Origin of the sequence: Gemmobacter megaterium (assembly GCF_900156815.1) — a bacterium.
GTDB lineage: Bacteria > Pseudomonadota > Alphaproteobacteria > Rhodobacterales > Rhodobacteraceae > Wagnerdoeblera > Wagnerdoeblera megaterium.
In genome coordinates, this window is record NZ_FTOT01000004.1 from 129,600 (window position 1) to 144,379 (window position 14,780).

General features: G+C 65.9%; 16 protein-coding genes and 1 tRNA gene. 6 read left to right on the forward strand and 11 right to left on the reverse strand.

Annotated elements, in window-relative coordinates:
- Positions 1-552 carry a gamma-glutamylcyclotransferase gene (locus BW970_RS11280; RefSeq protein ID WP_268235099.1) on the reverse strand — a complete coding sequence of 184 codons (552 nt, stop codon included), beginning with the start codon at positions 550-552 and terminating at the stop codon, positions 1-3.
- A gap of 77 nt (positions 553-629) precedes the next feature.
- Between BW970_RS11280 and BW970_RS11285 the strand changes: the two genes are divergently transcribed.
- Positions 630-1,604 (forward strand): DUF2125 domain-containing protein, encoded by a 975-nt coding sequence (locus tag BW970_RS11285; RefSeq protein WP_076531347.1) that lies wholly within the window; start codon positions 630-632, stop codon positions 1,602-1,604.
- A 30-nt stretch (positions 1,605-1,634) separates the two neighbouring features.
- Here the strand turns inward: BW970_RS11285 and BW970_RS11290 are convergent, their stop codons facing one another.
- The 4 genes from BW970_RS11290 to rpsD all read right to left on the reverse strand — a co-directional run bounded on the left by BW970_RS11290 (position 1,635) and on the right by rpsD (position 5,794).
- Complete coding sequence (locus tag BW970_RS11290; protein WP_144038941.1) at positions 1,635-2,945, reverse strand: extensin family protein; 1,311 nt, start codon at positions 2,943-2,945, stop codon at positions 1,635-1,637.
- Between the two features lie 41 nt (positions 2,946-2,986).
- Positions 2,987-3,916 (reverse strand): prephenate/arogenate dehydrogenase family protein, encoded by a 930-nt coding sequence (locus BW970_RS11295; protein ID WP_076531349.1) that lies wholly within the window; start codon positions 3,914-3,916, stop codon positions 2,987-2,989.
- A complete protein-coding gene (gene hisC / locus BW970_RS11300; RefSeq protein WP_076531351.1) occupies positions 3,913-5,001 on the reverse strand; it encodes a histidinol-phosphate transaminase in 1,089 nt (362 codons plus the stop codon). The genes BW970_RS11295 and hisC overlap by 4 nt, the downstream gene beginning before the upstream one ends.
- A gap of 172 nt (positions 5,002-5,173) precedes the next feature.
- Complete coding sequence (rpsD, locus tag BW970_RS11305; RefSeq protein WP_076531353.1) at positions 5,174-5,794, reverse strand: 30S ribosomal protein S4; 621 nt, start codon at positions 5,792-5,794, stop codon at positions 5,174-5,176.
- 366 nt (positions 5,795-6,160) lie between these two features.
- Here rpsD and argC point away from each other — a divergent pair, with 366 nt between their 5' ends.
- Together argC and ccmE are read left to right on the forward strand one after the other, a co-directional pair.
- The gene (gene argC / locus BW970_RS11310; RefSeq protein WP_076531355.1) at positions 6,161-7,189 is read left to right on the forward strand and encodes an N-acetyl-gamma-glutamyl-phosphate reductase; all 1,029 of its coding nucleotides are present in this window, start codon (positions 6,161-6,163) and stop codon (positions 7,187-7,189) included.
- Between the two features lie 4 nt (positions 7,190-7,193).
- A complete protein-coding gene (gene ccmE / locus BW970_RS11315) occupies positions 7,194-7,637 on the forward strand; it encodes a cytochrome c maturation protein CcmE (protein ID WP_076531357.1) in 444 nt (147 codons plus the stop codon).
- A gap of 222 nt (positions 7,638-7,859) precedes the next feature.
- Here ccmE and rplI read toward each other — a convergent pair whose 3' ends face one another.
- Genes rplI through rpsF form a run of 3 tightly spaced genes read right to left on the reverse strand, consistent with a single transcriptional unit; the run spans position 7,860 to position 9,096 of the window.
- Complete coding sequence (gene rplI / locus BW970_RS11320; protein ID WP_076531358.1) at positions 7,860-8,429, reverse strand: 50S ribosomal protein L9; 570 nt, start codon at positions 8,427-8,429, stop codon at positions 7,860-7,862.
- A 12-nt stretch (positions 8,430-8,441) separates the two neighbouring features.
- On the reverse strand, positions 8,442-8,669 hold the full coding sequence (gene rpsR, locus BW970_RS11325) for a 30S ribosomal protein S18 (protein WP_028028232.1): 228 nt from the start codon (positions 8,667-8,669) through the stop codon (positions 8,442-8,444).
- Positions 8,670-8,685: 16 nt separating this feature from the next.
- Positions 8,686-9,096, reverse strand: a complete 411-nt coding sequence (rpsF, locus tag BW970_RS11330) for a 30S ribosomal protein S6 (protein ID WP_076531703.1) — start codon at positions 9,094-9,096, stop codon at positions 8,686-8,688.
- 253 nt (positions 9,097-9,349) lie between these two features.
- Here rpsF and BW970_RS11335 point away from each other — a divergent pair, with 253 nt between their 5' ends.
- Positions 9,350-9,925, forward strand: a complete 576-nt coding sequence (locus BW970_RS11335; RefSeq protein ID WP_076531360.1) for a YceI family protein — start codon at positions 9,350-9,352, stop codon at positions 9,923-9,925.
- A 206-nt stretch (positions 9,926-10,131) separates the two neighbouring features.
- Here the strand turns inward: BW970_RS11335 and BW970_RS11340 are convergent, their stop codons facing one another.
- The 3 genes from BW970_RS11340 to BW970_RS11350 form a co-directional block, all read right to left on the reverse strand.
- A complete protein-coding gene (locus BW970_RS11340; RefSeq protein WP_076531362.1) occupies positions 10,132-11,319 on the reverse strand; it encodes a cytochrome b/b6 domain-containing protein in 1,188 nt (395 codons plus the stop codon).
- Between the two features lie 215 nt (positions 11,320-11,534).
- Positions 11,535-12,464, reverse strand: a complete 930-nt coding sequence (locus tag BW970_RS11345; protein WP_076531363.1) for a class I fructose-bisphosphate aldolase — start codon at positions 12,462-12,464, stop codon at positions 11,535-11,537.
- A gap of 142 nt (positions 12,465-12,606) precedes the next feature.
- Positions 12,607-13,056, reverse strand: a complete 450-nt coding sequence (locus tag BW970_RS11350) for a Hint domain-containing protein (RefSeq protein WP_229740497.1) — start codon at positions 13,054-13,056, stop codon at positions 12,607-12,609.
- A gap of 214 nt (positions 13,057-13,270) precedes the next feature.
- Between BW970_RS11350 and BW970_RS11355 the strand changes: the two genes are divergently transcribed.
- Positions 13,271-13,355 (forward strand) — tRNA-Leu (locus BW970_RS11355).
- A gap of 21 nt (positions 13,356-13,376) precedes the next feature.
- Positions 13,377-14,711, forward strand: a complete 1,335-nt coding sequence (gene tig / locus BW970_RS11360; RefSeq protein ID WP_076531366.1) for a trigger factor — start codon at positions 13,377-13,379, stop codon at positions 14,709-14,711.
- Positions 14,712-14,780: the final 69 nt, after the last annotated feature.

Genomic DNA, 14,780 nt, shown 5'->3' on the forward strand with positions numbered 1-14,780 from the left:
TCACTCGGCCACAAGCTGGCGCACACGCCGGGACAGCCAGTCAAGATCCCGGTCGGCAATGCCCAGTTCCCCCAGATGCGCCACCGTGGACCACAGATAGTCGCAGTTCCGCCCCCGCCCACCGCAGGACCGCGCGATGATCTGCGCCTGCTCTTCGGGCTCCAGCGGGCCGGTATATTGCGGATGGGCCGGGTCGATCACATAGGCCAGCGTTTCGGCGACGCCCCGATCGCGCAACTGCACCGGCAACGTGATCTCCAGGTAAGCCGACGAGACAAGTTCGCGTTCGCGCACCATGGCCAGCGTCTCGGCCTCGGCGCCCGGCGCGACGCGCAGGGCCAGACCATCGCAATACCCGCCTTCGGCACGGTCCAGCGCCAGCACAAGCCCCGGCACCTCAGGGCTGCCACGATGATGGATCGACCACATGCAGAAGCCTCGATGCCAGCCCGTCGCCCGTGCCACCCGCGCCTCGGCCACCGGAAAATCCGGCTGCCACATCAACGAGCCATAGGCAAAGATCCACAAGGGGCGGGGGGCTGTCTCGGTCACGGTCATGTCTCGGGGCTGGTCGCGGCGCTGTCCGGTCTGTAGACAACAGCCAGCGGCAAATGGAAAGAGGGGCGCCAATGCGCGGGCTTCTGTGGATAGCGGTTCTGGCCATCGCGGGCTGGTCGGGCTGGTGGTGGTTCGCCTCGGAAACCGCCCTGAAAACGGCACAGGGCTGGTTCGCCGCCCGACAGGCCGAGGGTTGGCAGGCAGAACACGGTGGCATCGACGTGCAGGGCTATCCCAACCGGATCGACCTGACGATCGAGCGCCCTGCAATCGCCCCCCCCGGCGGGCCGTGGGGCTGGCAGGCGCCCTTTGTGCAGATCCTGTCGCTCAGCTACAAGCCGTGGCATCTGATTGCCGCCTTTGCCCCCGAGCAGCGCCTGGACACGCCTGCTGGGCCGGTTCTGCTGACCGCGGACAAGGCGCAGGCCAGTCTGGTGCTGGTTCCCGGCACGGATCTGGCGCTGGACCGCTTTCAGTTCGTGGCAGAGGGTCTTGGGCTGAGCGGGCTGGTCGATGGCCGGGCCGCGCATCTGTCGCTGGCCACCCGGCCCGCCGTCGGGCTGGCGCTGGCCCATGACCTGGGGATCGAGGCGCGGGACATCGCGCCTTCGCCAGCGTTCCTGTCGCGCCTGCCCCCCGGCACGGTGCCCGCGCAGGCCACGCTGGTCCGGCTGGACGCCACCCTGACGCTTAGTGCCGGGCTGGACCGGCACGCGGGCCGGACCCGCCCGGCGCTGACCCGCGTGATCCTGCGCGAGGCGCGGGTGGACTGGGGCGAGATCCGCGCCTTTGTCTCGGGCGATCTGGTGCCCGATGCGGCGGGCTTTGCCGCAGGGCGGCTGGACCTGCGGCTGGAGGGCGCCACCAAGGCGCTGGACCTGGCCATCGCCGCCGGGCTTGTGGCACCCGACTTTCGCGCAAGCTGGCAATCCGCGCTGGACTCGCTCACACCGCAGGGCGAGGCGATCACCCTGCCGCTGACGCTGGCAAACGGGGCCATTTCGCTCGGGCCGCTGCTGCTCGGTCCTGCGCCGCGCCTGCGATAGGGCCGGTTGCGCGGCCCCGACAGCGCCACGTCAGCGGCAATAGGGCCCGTTGCGGTGGCGCGCGGTGTCGAAATGCAGGTGATCCTCGTGCATTCCGTCAGAACCGGGGCCAAGGGTGGTGCCAAAGATGCCGCAGGCCGCCTTGTGGGCCTGGCGGATCGGCTGGCCGCTGCGACCGCGATAGTCGCGCAGGATCGACAGCGCCTGCCCATTGGCCAGAATGATCGCGGATATGTCGATGGCCTTGCCGCGCGAATGCTCTGACAGGCGGGCGCCTTTCTTGTGGTTGCGGGTGCGGCACACATAATGGCCTGCGATCTGCAACCCTGCCACCCCGCCGCCGGTCGCGCCAAAGGCAGGTTTCAGCCCGCGCTCGACCCAGGCGTTCAACGCGCGGGCGGTGTCGCAATCCACGATGGACGGCTGCGACAGCTTCACCCCGGCGACCGAGGTGATCCGGACCGGGTTCGGCACACCGCAGCCGCCGACGCGGGCAACGATGGGGCCGATGGTCTCGCCCTGGATGCCAGGCACGCCGCAGACCGATCCGCGCCTGCCGGTCACGGGGCCGGTGCCCGGCGCCGGGCGGATGATGGCGGCGACCGGCGCAAGGTTTTCCGGCTGTGTCGCAGGCCGTGCCTTGCGCACCAGGCCCGCCGGGCGCGGCTCGGGGCGAAGCGCCGCCACAAGGCGCGCGGCCATGCCGGGCGCAGGCGCTGCGCTGGCCATCAGTCCCGCCGGACGGGCCTTGGGCCGTTGGGCCGGACTGTCATGCAGCACCGCCCCTTCCCCGGCCTCGGCCCCCCGCGCCGGAGGCGGTGCGGACCGTTCGAACCCCGGATCGCCGGGCAGCTCCGCAGGACGCGACAGCGCGGCCAGACCGGGCGCCACCCCCTCCTTGCGCAAGACCGGCCGATGCGATGGCGCTGCCGTCGGCTGCCAGTCCTGCGGCACCGCCGCATCGGCCACCAGAGGCTGCTGCACACTCCGGGCCGCATCCGGCGCAACCAGTCCGGGCGGTGGCGCCACCGACAGGGCAAGCCCCTCGGCCTGCGGCAAGGCGGCGGGCGCGACAGGTTGCAACCCCGGCGGCGGGACCGACGCTAGCGCCAACCGGCCCAGTTGCGGCAAGACGATCTCGGGCAATGCGACCGGCGGCGGCACGGCCACCGCGCCCCCCGCTCCCTGCCCGGCAGGACGGCGCCGGGGGGCATGTTCCGGCATGATGGTCAGCGCGGGGCGGGCCATGGGCGGCGCCGTTTCCGGCAACGGACGCGACAGCGGGCGCGGCGAATGCTCCGGCGCCTGTGCCAATGCAGGGCCCGCCAGCCCCACCAGCATGATCGCCCCCGTCCTGAGCCACACCCCGCCGAACCGCACCCCTAGTCCTTTCGCACCGAATCTCCGACCCGGCCGAAATCCGGGGCCGCAGTATCCTGCCCCGCCTCGATGATGCCACGACGAATTGCGCGCGTGCGGGTGAAATAGGCGTGAAGCTGCTCACCATCGCCCATGCGGATCGCGCGTTGCAGCATGAACAATTCCTCGTTGAAACGACCCAGAATATCCAGAACCGCCTCTCTGTTGGTCAGGAACACATCGCGCCACATCGTCGGATCGCTGGCCGCGATACGGGTAAAATCCCGAAAGCCCGCCGCCGAATACTGGATGATCTCGGAACTCGACACCCGGCGCATGTGATCGGCAACCCCCACCATCGTATAGGCGATCAGATGCGGCGCATGACTGACGACGGCCACCACCAGATCATGGTGTGCCACCTCCATCGTATCGACCTTGGCGCCAAGTCCCTCGACCAGACGGCGCAACCGATCCAACGCAGCCGGATCCGTGCCCTCCAGCGGGGTCAGCAACCACCAGCGATTGCGGAACAGCGCGGCAAAGCCGGAATGCGGCCCGGAATATTCCGTGCCGGCCATCGGATGCCCCGGTATGAACTGCACGCCCTGCGGCACCTGCGGCGCCACCGCCTCGACCACGGCGCCCTTGACCGATCCCACATCGGTGACTGTGCAGCCCGGTTTCAGATAGGGGGCAATCTCGGCCGCCACCTCTCCCATGGCGCCCACCGGGACCGCCAGAACCACCAGATCGGCATCGGCCACCGCCTCTGCCGCCGTGGAATGGACCGTATCGCAAAACCCGATGTCCAGCGCAGCCTGACGCGACTCGGCGGTCTTGGCATGGCCCGCGATATGCCCGGCCAGACCCTGCGCCCGCATGGCATGGGCCATGGAGGAGGCGATCAGGCCCAGCCCGATCAGCGCAACACGTTCGTAGACCCGACTCACTCGCGCGCGCCCTTGAACTGGCCGATGGCATGGGCCACCCGGCGGCAACTTGCCTCGTCGCCGACGGTGATGCGCAGGCAATGCGGCAGGCCGTAGCTGGCCACCTGCCGCACGATCAGGCCCCGCTCCTTGAGGAACTCGTCGCAGGCCACGGCCTCGGCCTCGTTCTGGAACCGTGCCAGAATGAAATTCGCGGTGGAGGTGTCCGACGGCACGCCGAATTCCGCCAGCGCCTCGGCCAGCCAGGCCCGCATCCGGGTGTTTTCGGCGCGGCATTTGTTCACCCAGTCCTGGTCACGCACGGCGGCCTCGGCGGTGTCCAGCGCCGCGGTGGACAGGTTGAACGGCCCACGCACCCGGTTCAGCACGTCGATCACATGGGCCGGGCCATAGCCCCAGCCGATCCGCAACCCGCCAAGGCCGAAGATCTTGGAGAAGGTCCGCGTCATCACGACATTCTCGCGGCTGTCCACCAGCGTGGCGCCGCCGTCATAGCCCCCGACGAATTCGGCATAGGCGCCATCCAGCACCAACAGAACCTGCGGCGGCAACCCGGCCGCAAGCCGCGCGATCTCGCCATGTCCGATCATCGTTCCGGTGGGATTGTTGGGATTGGCCAGGAACACCAGCCGCGTGCGGTCGGTGCAGGCCGCAAGGATCGCATCGACATCCGTGGTCCGCTCGCGCTCGGGCACCGATACCGGGGTGGCGCCCACCGCGCGGGCCGAAATGGCATACATCAGAAAGCCGTGTTCGGTATGGATCACCTCGTCCCCCGGCCCGGCATAGGCCTGGCACAGGAAGGTGATGATCTCGTCCGACCCCACGCCACAGATGATCCGCGCCGCATCCAGCCCGTAGACATCCGCAATCGCCTGGCGCAGGCCGGCATGATCGGTGGACGGGTAACGGTGCAGGGTGTGAACCGATCGCTGGAACGCCTCCTTGGCCTTGTCCGATGCTCCGAACGGATTCTCGTTCGAGCTGAGCTTCACCACATTGGACACACCCGCCACATGGGACTGGCCACCCTGATACAGCGCGATGTCCAGAATGCCCGGTTGCGGCCTTATGGTCGGATGCATGGCTATGGAACTCCCCTGCGGTGCAGGGGGGTTCTAGCCGTGCCGCAGCCCTCTGACCAGAGCCAAAGTCAGACCGGGGGCCGCCAGGTGGGCATCCGGCCATCCGGCCGGGAATGCGAAAAGGGCCCGTGCCATGCACGAGCCCTTTCCAAAGCACAGGATCGGCGAAGGATCAGTTCTTCGCGTAGTATTCGACAACCAGGTTCGGTTCCATCTGCACCGGATAGGGCACGTCGCCCAGGGCCGGGGTCCGCACGAAGGTCGCGGTCAGTTTGGAATGGTCGACTTCCAGGTAATCCGGCACGTCACGCTCGGTCAGGCCGACCGATTCCAGCACGATGGCCAGTTGCTTGGAACGGTCACGAACGGCGATCACGTCGCCTTCCTTGACACGGTACGAGGCAATGTTGACGCGCTGGCCGTTCACGGTCACGTGGCCGTGGTTCACGAACTGGCGTGCGGCAAACACGGTCGGGACGAATTTCGCACGGTAGATCACGGCGTCCAGACGACGCTCCAGCAGACCGATCAGGTTCTCACCCGTATCGCCCTTGACGCGCTCGGCTTCGCCATAGATCTTGCGGAACTGCTTTTCGGTCAGGTCGCCATAGTAGCCTTTCAGCTTCTGCTTGGCGCGCAGCTGGGTACCGAAATCCGACAGCTTGTTCTTGCGGCGCTGACCATGCTGGCCGGGGCCGTATTCCCGCTTGTTGATCGGGGACTTGGCACGGCCCCAGATGTTTTCGCCCATGCGGCGGTCGATCTTGTACTTGGCAGCGGTCCGTTTGGTCACGCTGATCTCCTTCGACGTTGTGAAGGGCGTTGTCCTTTGCCGCGGGGAGCTGCCCCTTGGCCGACAGGCTACCCCTTGCGGGGGCCACCAACACCAATGAAACCCAAGGGCGACGCCCGTGGATGGCGGCTGGTATCGCCCGCACCGGCAAGAGTCAAGCGACGCCGCGTCGAATACGGCCCTTGGGCGTGGCCCGCGCCTTGCCCCCCCGATCCAAAGCGCCCCGCCCCCTCTGCCAGCCCGCGCTCCCGCGACCGTGATGTGCCTGGGGCCCGACGGCGGCGCAGCAGGCCCCCTGCGGCATGGTTTCCTATTGCGCGGCACGGTTCTTGGCGGCATGACTGCCCCAAGCCAAGGGAGACAGCCATGACCCATCGCATCGCCATTCTCGGAGCATCGGGCTATACGGGTGCCGAGCTGGTGCGCCTGATCGCCACCCATCCTGCCATGCGCATCGTGGCCTTGTCGGCCGACCGCAAGGCAGGCCAGGCGATGGCCGATGTGTTCCCCTTTCTGCGCCATCTCGACCTGCCGCGTCTGCAAAAGATCGACGAGATCGACTTTTCCGGCGTCGATCTGTGTTTCTGCGCCCTGCCCCATGCCACCACGCAACTGGTGATCGACGGACTGCCCCGCACCCTGAAGATCGTCGATCTGTCAGCCGATTTCCGGCTGCGCGATGTGGCGGCCTATGAAAAATGGTATGGCCAGCCCCATGCCGCCCCGGAATTGCAGGCAGAGGCGGTCTATGGCCTGACCGAATTCTACCGCGACCAGATCCGGGGCGCGCGGCTGGTGGCAGGCACGGGCTGCAACGCTGCCACCGGGCAATATGCCCTGCGCCCGCTGATTTCCGCCGGGGTGATCGACCTTGACCGCATCCTGATCGACCTCAAGGCCGGGGTCTCGGGCGCCGGGCGCAGCCTCAAGGAAAACCTGCTTCATGCGGAACTGTCCGAAGGCACGCACGCCTATTCGGCAGGGGGCAAGCACCGGCATCTGGGCGAATTCGATCAGGAGTTCAGCCTGCTGGCGGGCCGCCCGGTGCATGTGCAGTTCACCCCGCATCTGACACCGATGAACCGGGGCATTCTGGCCAATGTCTATGTCGATGGCGACGCCGCACAGATCCATGCGACACTGGCCGCGGCCTATGCGGCGGAACCGTTCATCCAGGTGCTGCCCCTTGGCCAGTTGCCCTCGACCCGCGATATCCGTGGATCGAACTTCTGCCATATCGGGGTGATCGGCGACCGGATCGCCGGCCGCGCCATGGTGGTCGCCACGCTGGACAACCTGACCAAGGGATCGTCCGGGCAGGCGATCCAGAACGCCAACCTGATGCTGGGGGTAGAAGAGACGGCGGGCCTGACGCTTGCGCCGATCTTCCCGTAACGCCATGAAATCACTTCGCAAGCAACGCCGTATCCAGATCCTTTCGGTGGCAGCCGTGGCGCTGGCGCTGGCCACCGGCCTTGTCGGATATGCGATGCGGGATGGCATCAACTTCTTCCGCTCGCCCAGCCAGGTGATGGAGGCACCTCCACCGGATACAGAGACTTTCCGCCTGGGCGGGCTGGTCGAGGAAGGCAGCATCCTGCGCGGTCAGGGCAAGACCGTGACCTTCCGCGTCACCGATGGCGGGGCGACCATTCCGGTTGCCTTTACCGGCGTGCTGCCCGACCTGTTCAGCGAGAACCAGGGTATGATCGGCACCGGAAAGCTGGTCGAAGGGGTCTTTGTCGCCTCGGAGATCCTTGCCAAGCATGACGAGACCTACATGCCCAAAGAGGTCATGGACGCGCTGAAGGAACAGGGCGTCTACAAGGAACCCGTCAACTGACGCCTGCCTGAAGGCTCGTCCCCTGTCGCGGACCAGGCCCGCATGGCTTTGGCACCAGCCGCTCGGCGCCATCCGGCAAGCCTTCGGCGCCGCTCGGCAGCGCGCAACGCGTTGCGATCCGACCGGACCACGGCAGCCACAAGAACCGCCCTTGCATGACGGCCAAAAAGAAACCCCCGCGCCGGGTTGCGGCGCGGGGGTGCATCGTCCCGTCGGGGCGACTTATTCTTCGGACGCAGCGCCGCCCAGATCGTCGAACAGCTGCTGGATGTCCATCTCGGCGGCGGCTTCGGCTTCGGCCGCCAGTTCCTGGATCGACTTGCCCGAGGCTTGCAGTTCGGCCTCTTCGACCGAACGGGCGACGTTCATGCTGATCTTCGCCGAAACCTCGGGGTGAAGAACAACCGTCACGCCGTGCAGACCCAGATCCTTGATCGGCTTGTCCAGAACGATCTGGCCACGATCCACGGTGAAGCCTGCTGCGGTCGCAGCGTCGGCCGCGTCGCGCGCGGTGACGGAGCCGTAGAGCGCGCCGGATTCCGAGGCCGAACGGATCACCACGAAGATCTGGCCGTCCAGCTTTGCAGCAACGGCTTCGGCCTCTTTCTTGGTTTCCAGGTTCTGGGCTTCCAGCTGGGACTTGCGCGATTCGAAGCTCTTGATGTTGGCTTCCGAGGCACGCAGCGCCTTGCCTTGCGGCAGCAGGTAGTTGCGGGCGTAGCCGTCCTTGACCTTGACGACTTCGCCCATCTGGCCAAGCTTGGCCACGCGCTGAAGCAGGATGACTTGCATCTGTCTTTCTCCTTACTTCACGGCATAGGGAAGCAGGGCGAGGAACCGCGCGCGCTTGATGGCACGGGCGAGTTCACGCTGCTTCTTGGCCGAGACGGCGGTGATACGGGCGGGAACGATCTTGCCACGCTCCGAGATGTAGCGTTGCAGGAGTTTCACGTCCTTGTAGTCGATTGCGGGTGCATTCTCGCCCGAGAACGGGCAGACCTTGCGGCGGCGGAAAAACGGTTTGCTTGCCATGGTTCAGGCTCCCTGCTCAGCGACGCTCACGACGGTCGAAACCGCCGCGATCACCACGATCGCCACGCGGCTCGCGCGGGCCGCCATCGCGGTCGCCACGTTCGTCACGCTTCTGCATCTGGACAGACGGACCATCGTCATGGGTTTCAACCTTGATCGACAGAACGCGCATGACATCGTCGTGCAGACGGGCCAGACGTTCCATTTCCTGCACGGCGGCCGAAGGCGCGTCGGTGCGGAAAAAGGCGTAATGCCCCTTGCGGTTCTTGTTGATCTTGTAGGCCATCGTCTTGACGCCCCAGTATTCGGTTCCGACGACAGTGCCGCCGTTGTCCGAAAGTACTGCGGAGAAATGTTCGACCAGGCCTTCGGCCTGCGCGCTGGACAAGTCCTGACGCGCGATGAGGACATGCTCGTAAAGGGGCATGTAGGCTCCGATATCAAGGCGCATTTCGTAGGACGGGCTTTCCTTCCGCCCCCGTCCATGAGGGGATGCGCCGGTGAAAGGGTCCGGCGGAAGGATGGCGCCTTATACACGCACCAGTCCCCAATGCAAGCACGCCGACCCTGCGGGATCGTGATGTTCGCCACCGCACGTCGTCTGTTCACGGGTGCCGGATTGCCGCAGGTGCTGCGCTGCGGCATCAGGGGTAGGACAGTCATTCCAGCAGGAGACCCCGATGTTCCGCATTGCCCCCTTCGGCCTGATCGCCGCCCTTGCCGCCAGCCCCGCTCTGGCCGCACCCGAAGCCTATGTGCTGGATGCCAGCCACAGCCAGATCGTGTTCAGCTACAACCACCTTGGTTTCTCGACCAGCTACGGCATGTTCTCGGGCTTCGAAGGCAGCATCTCGTTCGACGAAGCCGATCCCGCACAATCGTCGGTCACGGTCGAATTCCCCGTGACCACCATGCTGACCGGCTGGCAAGAGCGTTTCGACCACTTCATGTCGCCCGACTTCTTCAACGCCGAGACCAATGGCACGGTGAAATTCGCATCCACCGCGATCGAAGTGACCGGGGAAACCACCGCGCAGATCACTGGTGACCTGACGATCAATGGCGTGACCAAGGCCGTGGTGCTGGAGGCCAGGCTGAACCAGAAGGGCGATCATCCGATGATGAACAAGCCCTGGGTCGGATTCGATGCAACCACCACGGTGCTGCGGTCGGAGTTCAACCTTGGCATGTTCGCGCCCTATATCTCGGATGAGGTGAAGATCGACATCTCGATCGAGGCGATGAAGGCCGAGTGATCGGACCGGAATGCGAGGACGCCGCCGGGAAACCGGCGGCTTTTCCATGTCGGCATGACGGGTGCCGGCGCATTGGCGGCGATTGACGACCAATGGGGCAATCGCCCCCCCCCCGGCCTGCTCCGGGCCGCAGAAGCCCCCAAATACACCTGGATCAGATCAAGGGCGGCCGCCGATAGGTCGCTGGCCAAGGCGCGATACGAGCGTCAGATCCGCTCTGCCACAAGCGCGACAGAGAGTTCGACCGCAAACCCGACCGTCTTTTCATCGGGATAGGCTGCCCCGATGCCGAAATCCCGCCGGTCCAGCCGCACAGTGCCGCGCATCGTGGCGCGGGGTCCGTCGATCTCCAGCGTGAACGGCAAGAGAACCGGAACTTCGGCGTCCCCAAGCGCAAGCGTGCCGTCGGCAAGCCAGCCATCGCCATCGCGCCGGATCTGCGCCACATAGCGCGCCTGCGGATGCGCCTCGGCGTTCAGAAACTCCGGCCCCGTGGCCTGTGCCGAGACCGAGCCAAGCCGCAGGCTTGCCACATCGACCAAGACATCGACATGATTGCCCTCTGTCCGGTCAGGATCGAAGCGGATCGCCGCGGACCAGGTTGCAAAACTCCCCTCGACCACCGCGCCCATCTGCCGCACCGCAATGCCCAGGCTGCCCTCCTGCACCCGCCAGTCGCCCGCAGCCTGGGCAGTTACCGGGCCAGGTGCGGCCGGGGGCGGCGCCGAGGCGGGCCCTGCCAGGGTCAAGGCAACCCCGCCCGCCGCGACCCAGACCAGCATGGCCGCGACTGCGGTGCCGCGCGGGGCGGACGGGCTGCCCTTCCCTGCGGAATGGCCCGACACCATGCGGCGCAGCGTTCCGTCCCGGTCCAGCAGCGCATGTTTCAACGCCCCGCCCACATGCAACAGCACGACACCCAGCAGAACCTTGGTAAAGACGGCATGGGCAGCGCCACTGACGGCGGCCAGAGCCTCGGATTTCGGCACCAGCGGCAGCCCTTGACCCAAAGGCCACAGGATCGGCGCAAAGCCTTCGGTCGCGGCATGGTGGATCCAGCCGGTCAGCGGCACAAGCACCAGCGCCAGATACAACGCCCAATGCACCAGCGCCGCAAGCCAGACCTCGACGCCTCGGTCCGGCCGGACCGGCGCAGGATGCACCTGCGTCAGCGCCCAGACCATGCGGGCCAGCCCGACGAAAAACGCCGCAATCCCCAACGTCTTGTGAACCGAAAACACCTGCGCCTTGAAGGCCAGTGCAGCCCCCGTATCATGCGGCAGCCCCGTGGCCCATTGCCCCAGCGGCCAGGACAGCAGGATCAGCCCTGCGGTCAGCCAATGCAGCCCACGCGCCACACTGCCATAGGACTGAGGTGTATTCTGCGCTGCCATGGGGCCTCCGGGTGTTGCATGTCGGGGCCGACAATAGCGCAAAGCTTGCCGCACCGCATTTGCTGCAACTGCACAGTGGATGTGCAAAGGGGCAGGACCAACGCCCTGCCCCTTCATCTTGCCAGAAATACCCTTGGGGGATTTTCAAGGGGGCGCAAGCGTCCCCTTGAAGCCGGGGGTGCGGGGGGCGGCTGCCCCCCGCCGCCTCCCGCGCCTCAGGCCTTGCCCTTGTAGATGTCGACCAGCTTGCCCAGCATCGCCAGCGCATCCTCGCGCGACCGCTGAAAACTGTTGCGCCCGATGATGGAGCCGTTGCCGCCCCCGGCAAGAATGGCGCGCGCATCGTCATAGACCGCATCGGCCCCCTTGGCCGCACCGCCCGAGAACACGATGATCCGGCGCCCGTTGAAGCTGGACTGAACGCAGTGCTTCACCCGCGCGGCCAGGCTCGCAATGTCGATCTGTTCCTTGTCGTAGACCTTCTTTGCCTCGGGCTGCATCAGATGGTCGGTCGACAGCTTGATCTTGATGATATGCGCGCCCAGCAAAGCCGCAATATGCGCGGCATAGGCCGACACGTCGATCGCGGTCTCGCCGTCCTTGGTGACCGCCTCGCCGCGGGGATAGGACCAGATCACGGTGGCGATCCCCTTGGATGCCGCCTCGCGGCGCATCTCGACGATCTCCTCGAACATGTCCAGCGCCATGTCCGACCCCGGATAGATCGTAAAGCCGATGGCCGAACACCCGAGGCGCAGCGCATCGTCGACCGAGGCCGTCACCGCCTGGTTCTTGCCCGCGCCATCCGACATCAGGCTGTTGGCGCTGTTGACCTTGAGAATCGTCGGGATCTGACCGGCGAAGGTATCTGCGCCAGCCTCCAGCGGTCCCAGCGGCGCGGCATAGGCCGACAGGCCCGCGTCGATGGCCAGTTGATAGTGGTAATGGGGGTCATAGCCCGCCGGATTGGGGGCAAAGCTGCGGGCAGGCCCGTGTTCGAACCCCTGATCAACCGGCAGGATGATCATCTTGCCGGTGCCGCCCAGCTTGCCCTCCATCAGCATCCGGCACAGGTTCGCCTTCACGCCGGGGGTTTCACCTTCGTAGTTCGCAAGAATTTTCTGGACGGTTCTCGTCGCGCGCATGGGTCTTCCCTGTCTGCGGATGTTCGATTGCTGCACGGTTTAGGCGGGGGGGCGGCGCATGTCCATGACGTTTGCGTTAACACTGCGGCCAACAAGCAAAAAGACGCGCGAAACCGCGCGCCTTTGCGAACCTGCCGGGGTATCAGGCAGTCACCTGTTCCGGCTGGCAGATCAGTTCCACCCCATCGGCATAGATCACTTCGGGCGCGTCAAAGACCAGACGGAACAGGCGCAGTTCCGCCGCCCGTGTTTCGCGCAGGAACTCTCCGTCCACCAGCCGCGCCACGGGCACCATCGCCTCGCGCGCGCCGTACAGGGCCTGCGCACGCCAGTCGCGCACGAGCACCTTCTGCCCGGCCGGCAACTGCAACTGCCGCTCGGGGCGGTCATGGCCAAGCGCACCCGGCGCAACCTCGACGACATCGACATCCCTCAACACGCTGACGGTGATCCCGCGCAGCACCCGCGCACCGGACCGGGTGATCACCCGATCCCCCGCCGCAAGGAATTCAACCGGCAATGCCCCCTGCAATGTCATCACCCACGTGCCCAAGGCGATTCCCGTGGCGGCGTCTAGCGTCTGGGTCGGCATGGCGATGCTCCGGCACAAGCGGCGTATTGTTGCCATCTTGCGGCCAATTGCGGCAGGATTGGGGCGCCCACAGGGAAAATCGACGATGCCCCCCTTGTGATGCCGCGCCGCGCAAGCCCGTTTTTTCCTCTCGCATCCCCGCCGGGCCTTTGCTAGAAGGGCGCGGAATGCGGGGCGGCCCTCGGAACGGGGCTGCCCCGCGCTTGTAGAATGCGCGGGCGTGGCGGAATTGGCAGACGCACCGGATTTAGGTTCCGGCGCCGCAAGGCGTGGGGGTTCAAGTCCCTCCGCCCGCACCATTGATAAGGATGAAGGACACCATGCAGGTCACCGAGACCCTGAACGAAGGCCTCAAGCGCGGCTACACCATTACGGTGCCCGCCGCCGATCTCGACGCCAAGGTCGAGGCGAAACTGCTCGAGGCGCAGCCGGAAGTCGAGATCAAGGGCTTCCGCAAGGGCAAGGTGCCGATGGCGATCCTGCGCAAGCAATTCGGCCAGCGCCTGATGGGCGACGCCATGCAGGACGCCATCGACGGTGCGATGAACGAGCATTTCGAGAAATCGGGGGACCGCCCGGCCCTGCAACCCAAGATCGAGATGAAGGGTGGCGACACCTGGAAAGAAGGCGACGATCTCGTGGTTGACATGTCCTACGAGAAACTGCCCGAGATCCCCGAGGCCGACCTGTCGGGCATCACGCTGGAACGTCTGGTCGTCAAGGCCGACGAAGCCGCAGTGACCGAGGCGCTGGAAAATCTGGCCAAGGCCGGCCAGACCTTCGAGGACCGCAAGAAAGGCTCCAAGGCCAAGGACGGCGATCAGGTCGTGATCGACTTCAAAGGTTCGGTCGATGGCGTCGAATTCGAAGGTGGCGCCGGCGAGGATTACCCGCTGGTGCTGGGGTCGGGGTCGTTCATCCCCGGTTTCGAAGAGCAACTGGTCGGCGCCAAGGCTGGCGAGGATGTCTCGGTTACCGTGACCTTCCCGGAAAACTATGGCGCGGCCCATCTGGCTGGCAAGGAAGCCGTGTTCGCCTGCACCGTCAAAGAGGTGAAGGCACCGAAGGCCGCCGAGATCGACGACGAACTGGCCAAGAAATTCGGCGCCGAATCGCTGGAGGCGCTGAAGGCACAGGTTTCCGAACGTCTGGAGGCCGAATATTCCGGCGCCTCGCGTGCGGTTCTCAAGCGGTCGCTGCTGGATCAACTGGATGCGCTGGTCAAGTTCGACCTGCCGCCCAGCCTGGTCGAGGCCGAAGCGGGCCAGATCGCGCATCAGCTGTGGCACGAGGAAAACCCCAACGTCCACGACCACAACCACGGCGCCATCGAGCCGACCGAAGAGCACAACAAGCTGGCCGAACGCCGCGTGCGTCTGGGCCTGTTGCTGGCTGAAATCGGTCGCAAGGCCGAAGTGCAGGTCACGGATGCCGAGCTGACCCAGGCCGTTCTGGCCCAGGCTCGCCAGTATCCCGGCCAGGAACGCCAGTTCTTCGAGTTCATCCAGAAGAACCCGCAAGCCCAGCAGCAACTGCGCGCCCCGATCTTTGAAGACAAGGTCGTCGATCATATCGTTGCAGGTGCCAAGGTGACGGACAAGGAAGTCAGCAAGGACGACCTGACCAAAGCCGTGGACGCACTGGACGAAATGTAATCCTGCGGTATCCTATTACCGTTGAAAGGGCCGCCCGATCGGGCGGCCCTTTTGCTTGCGATGAGGTCC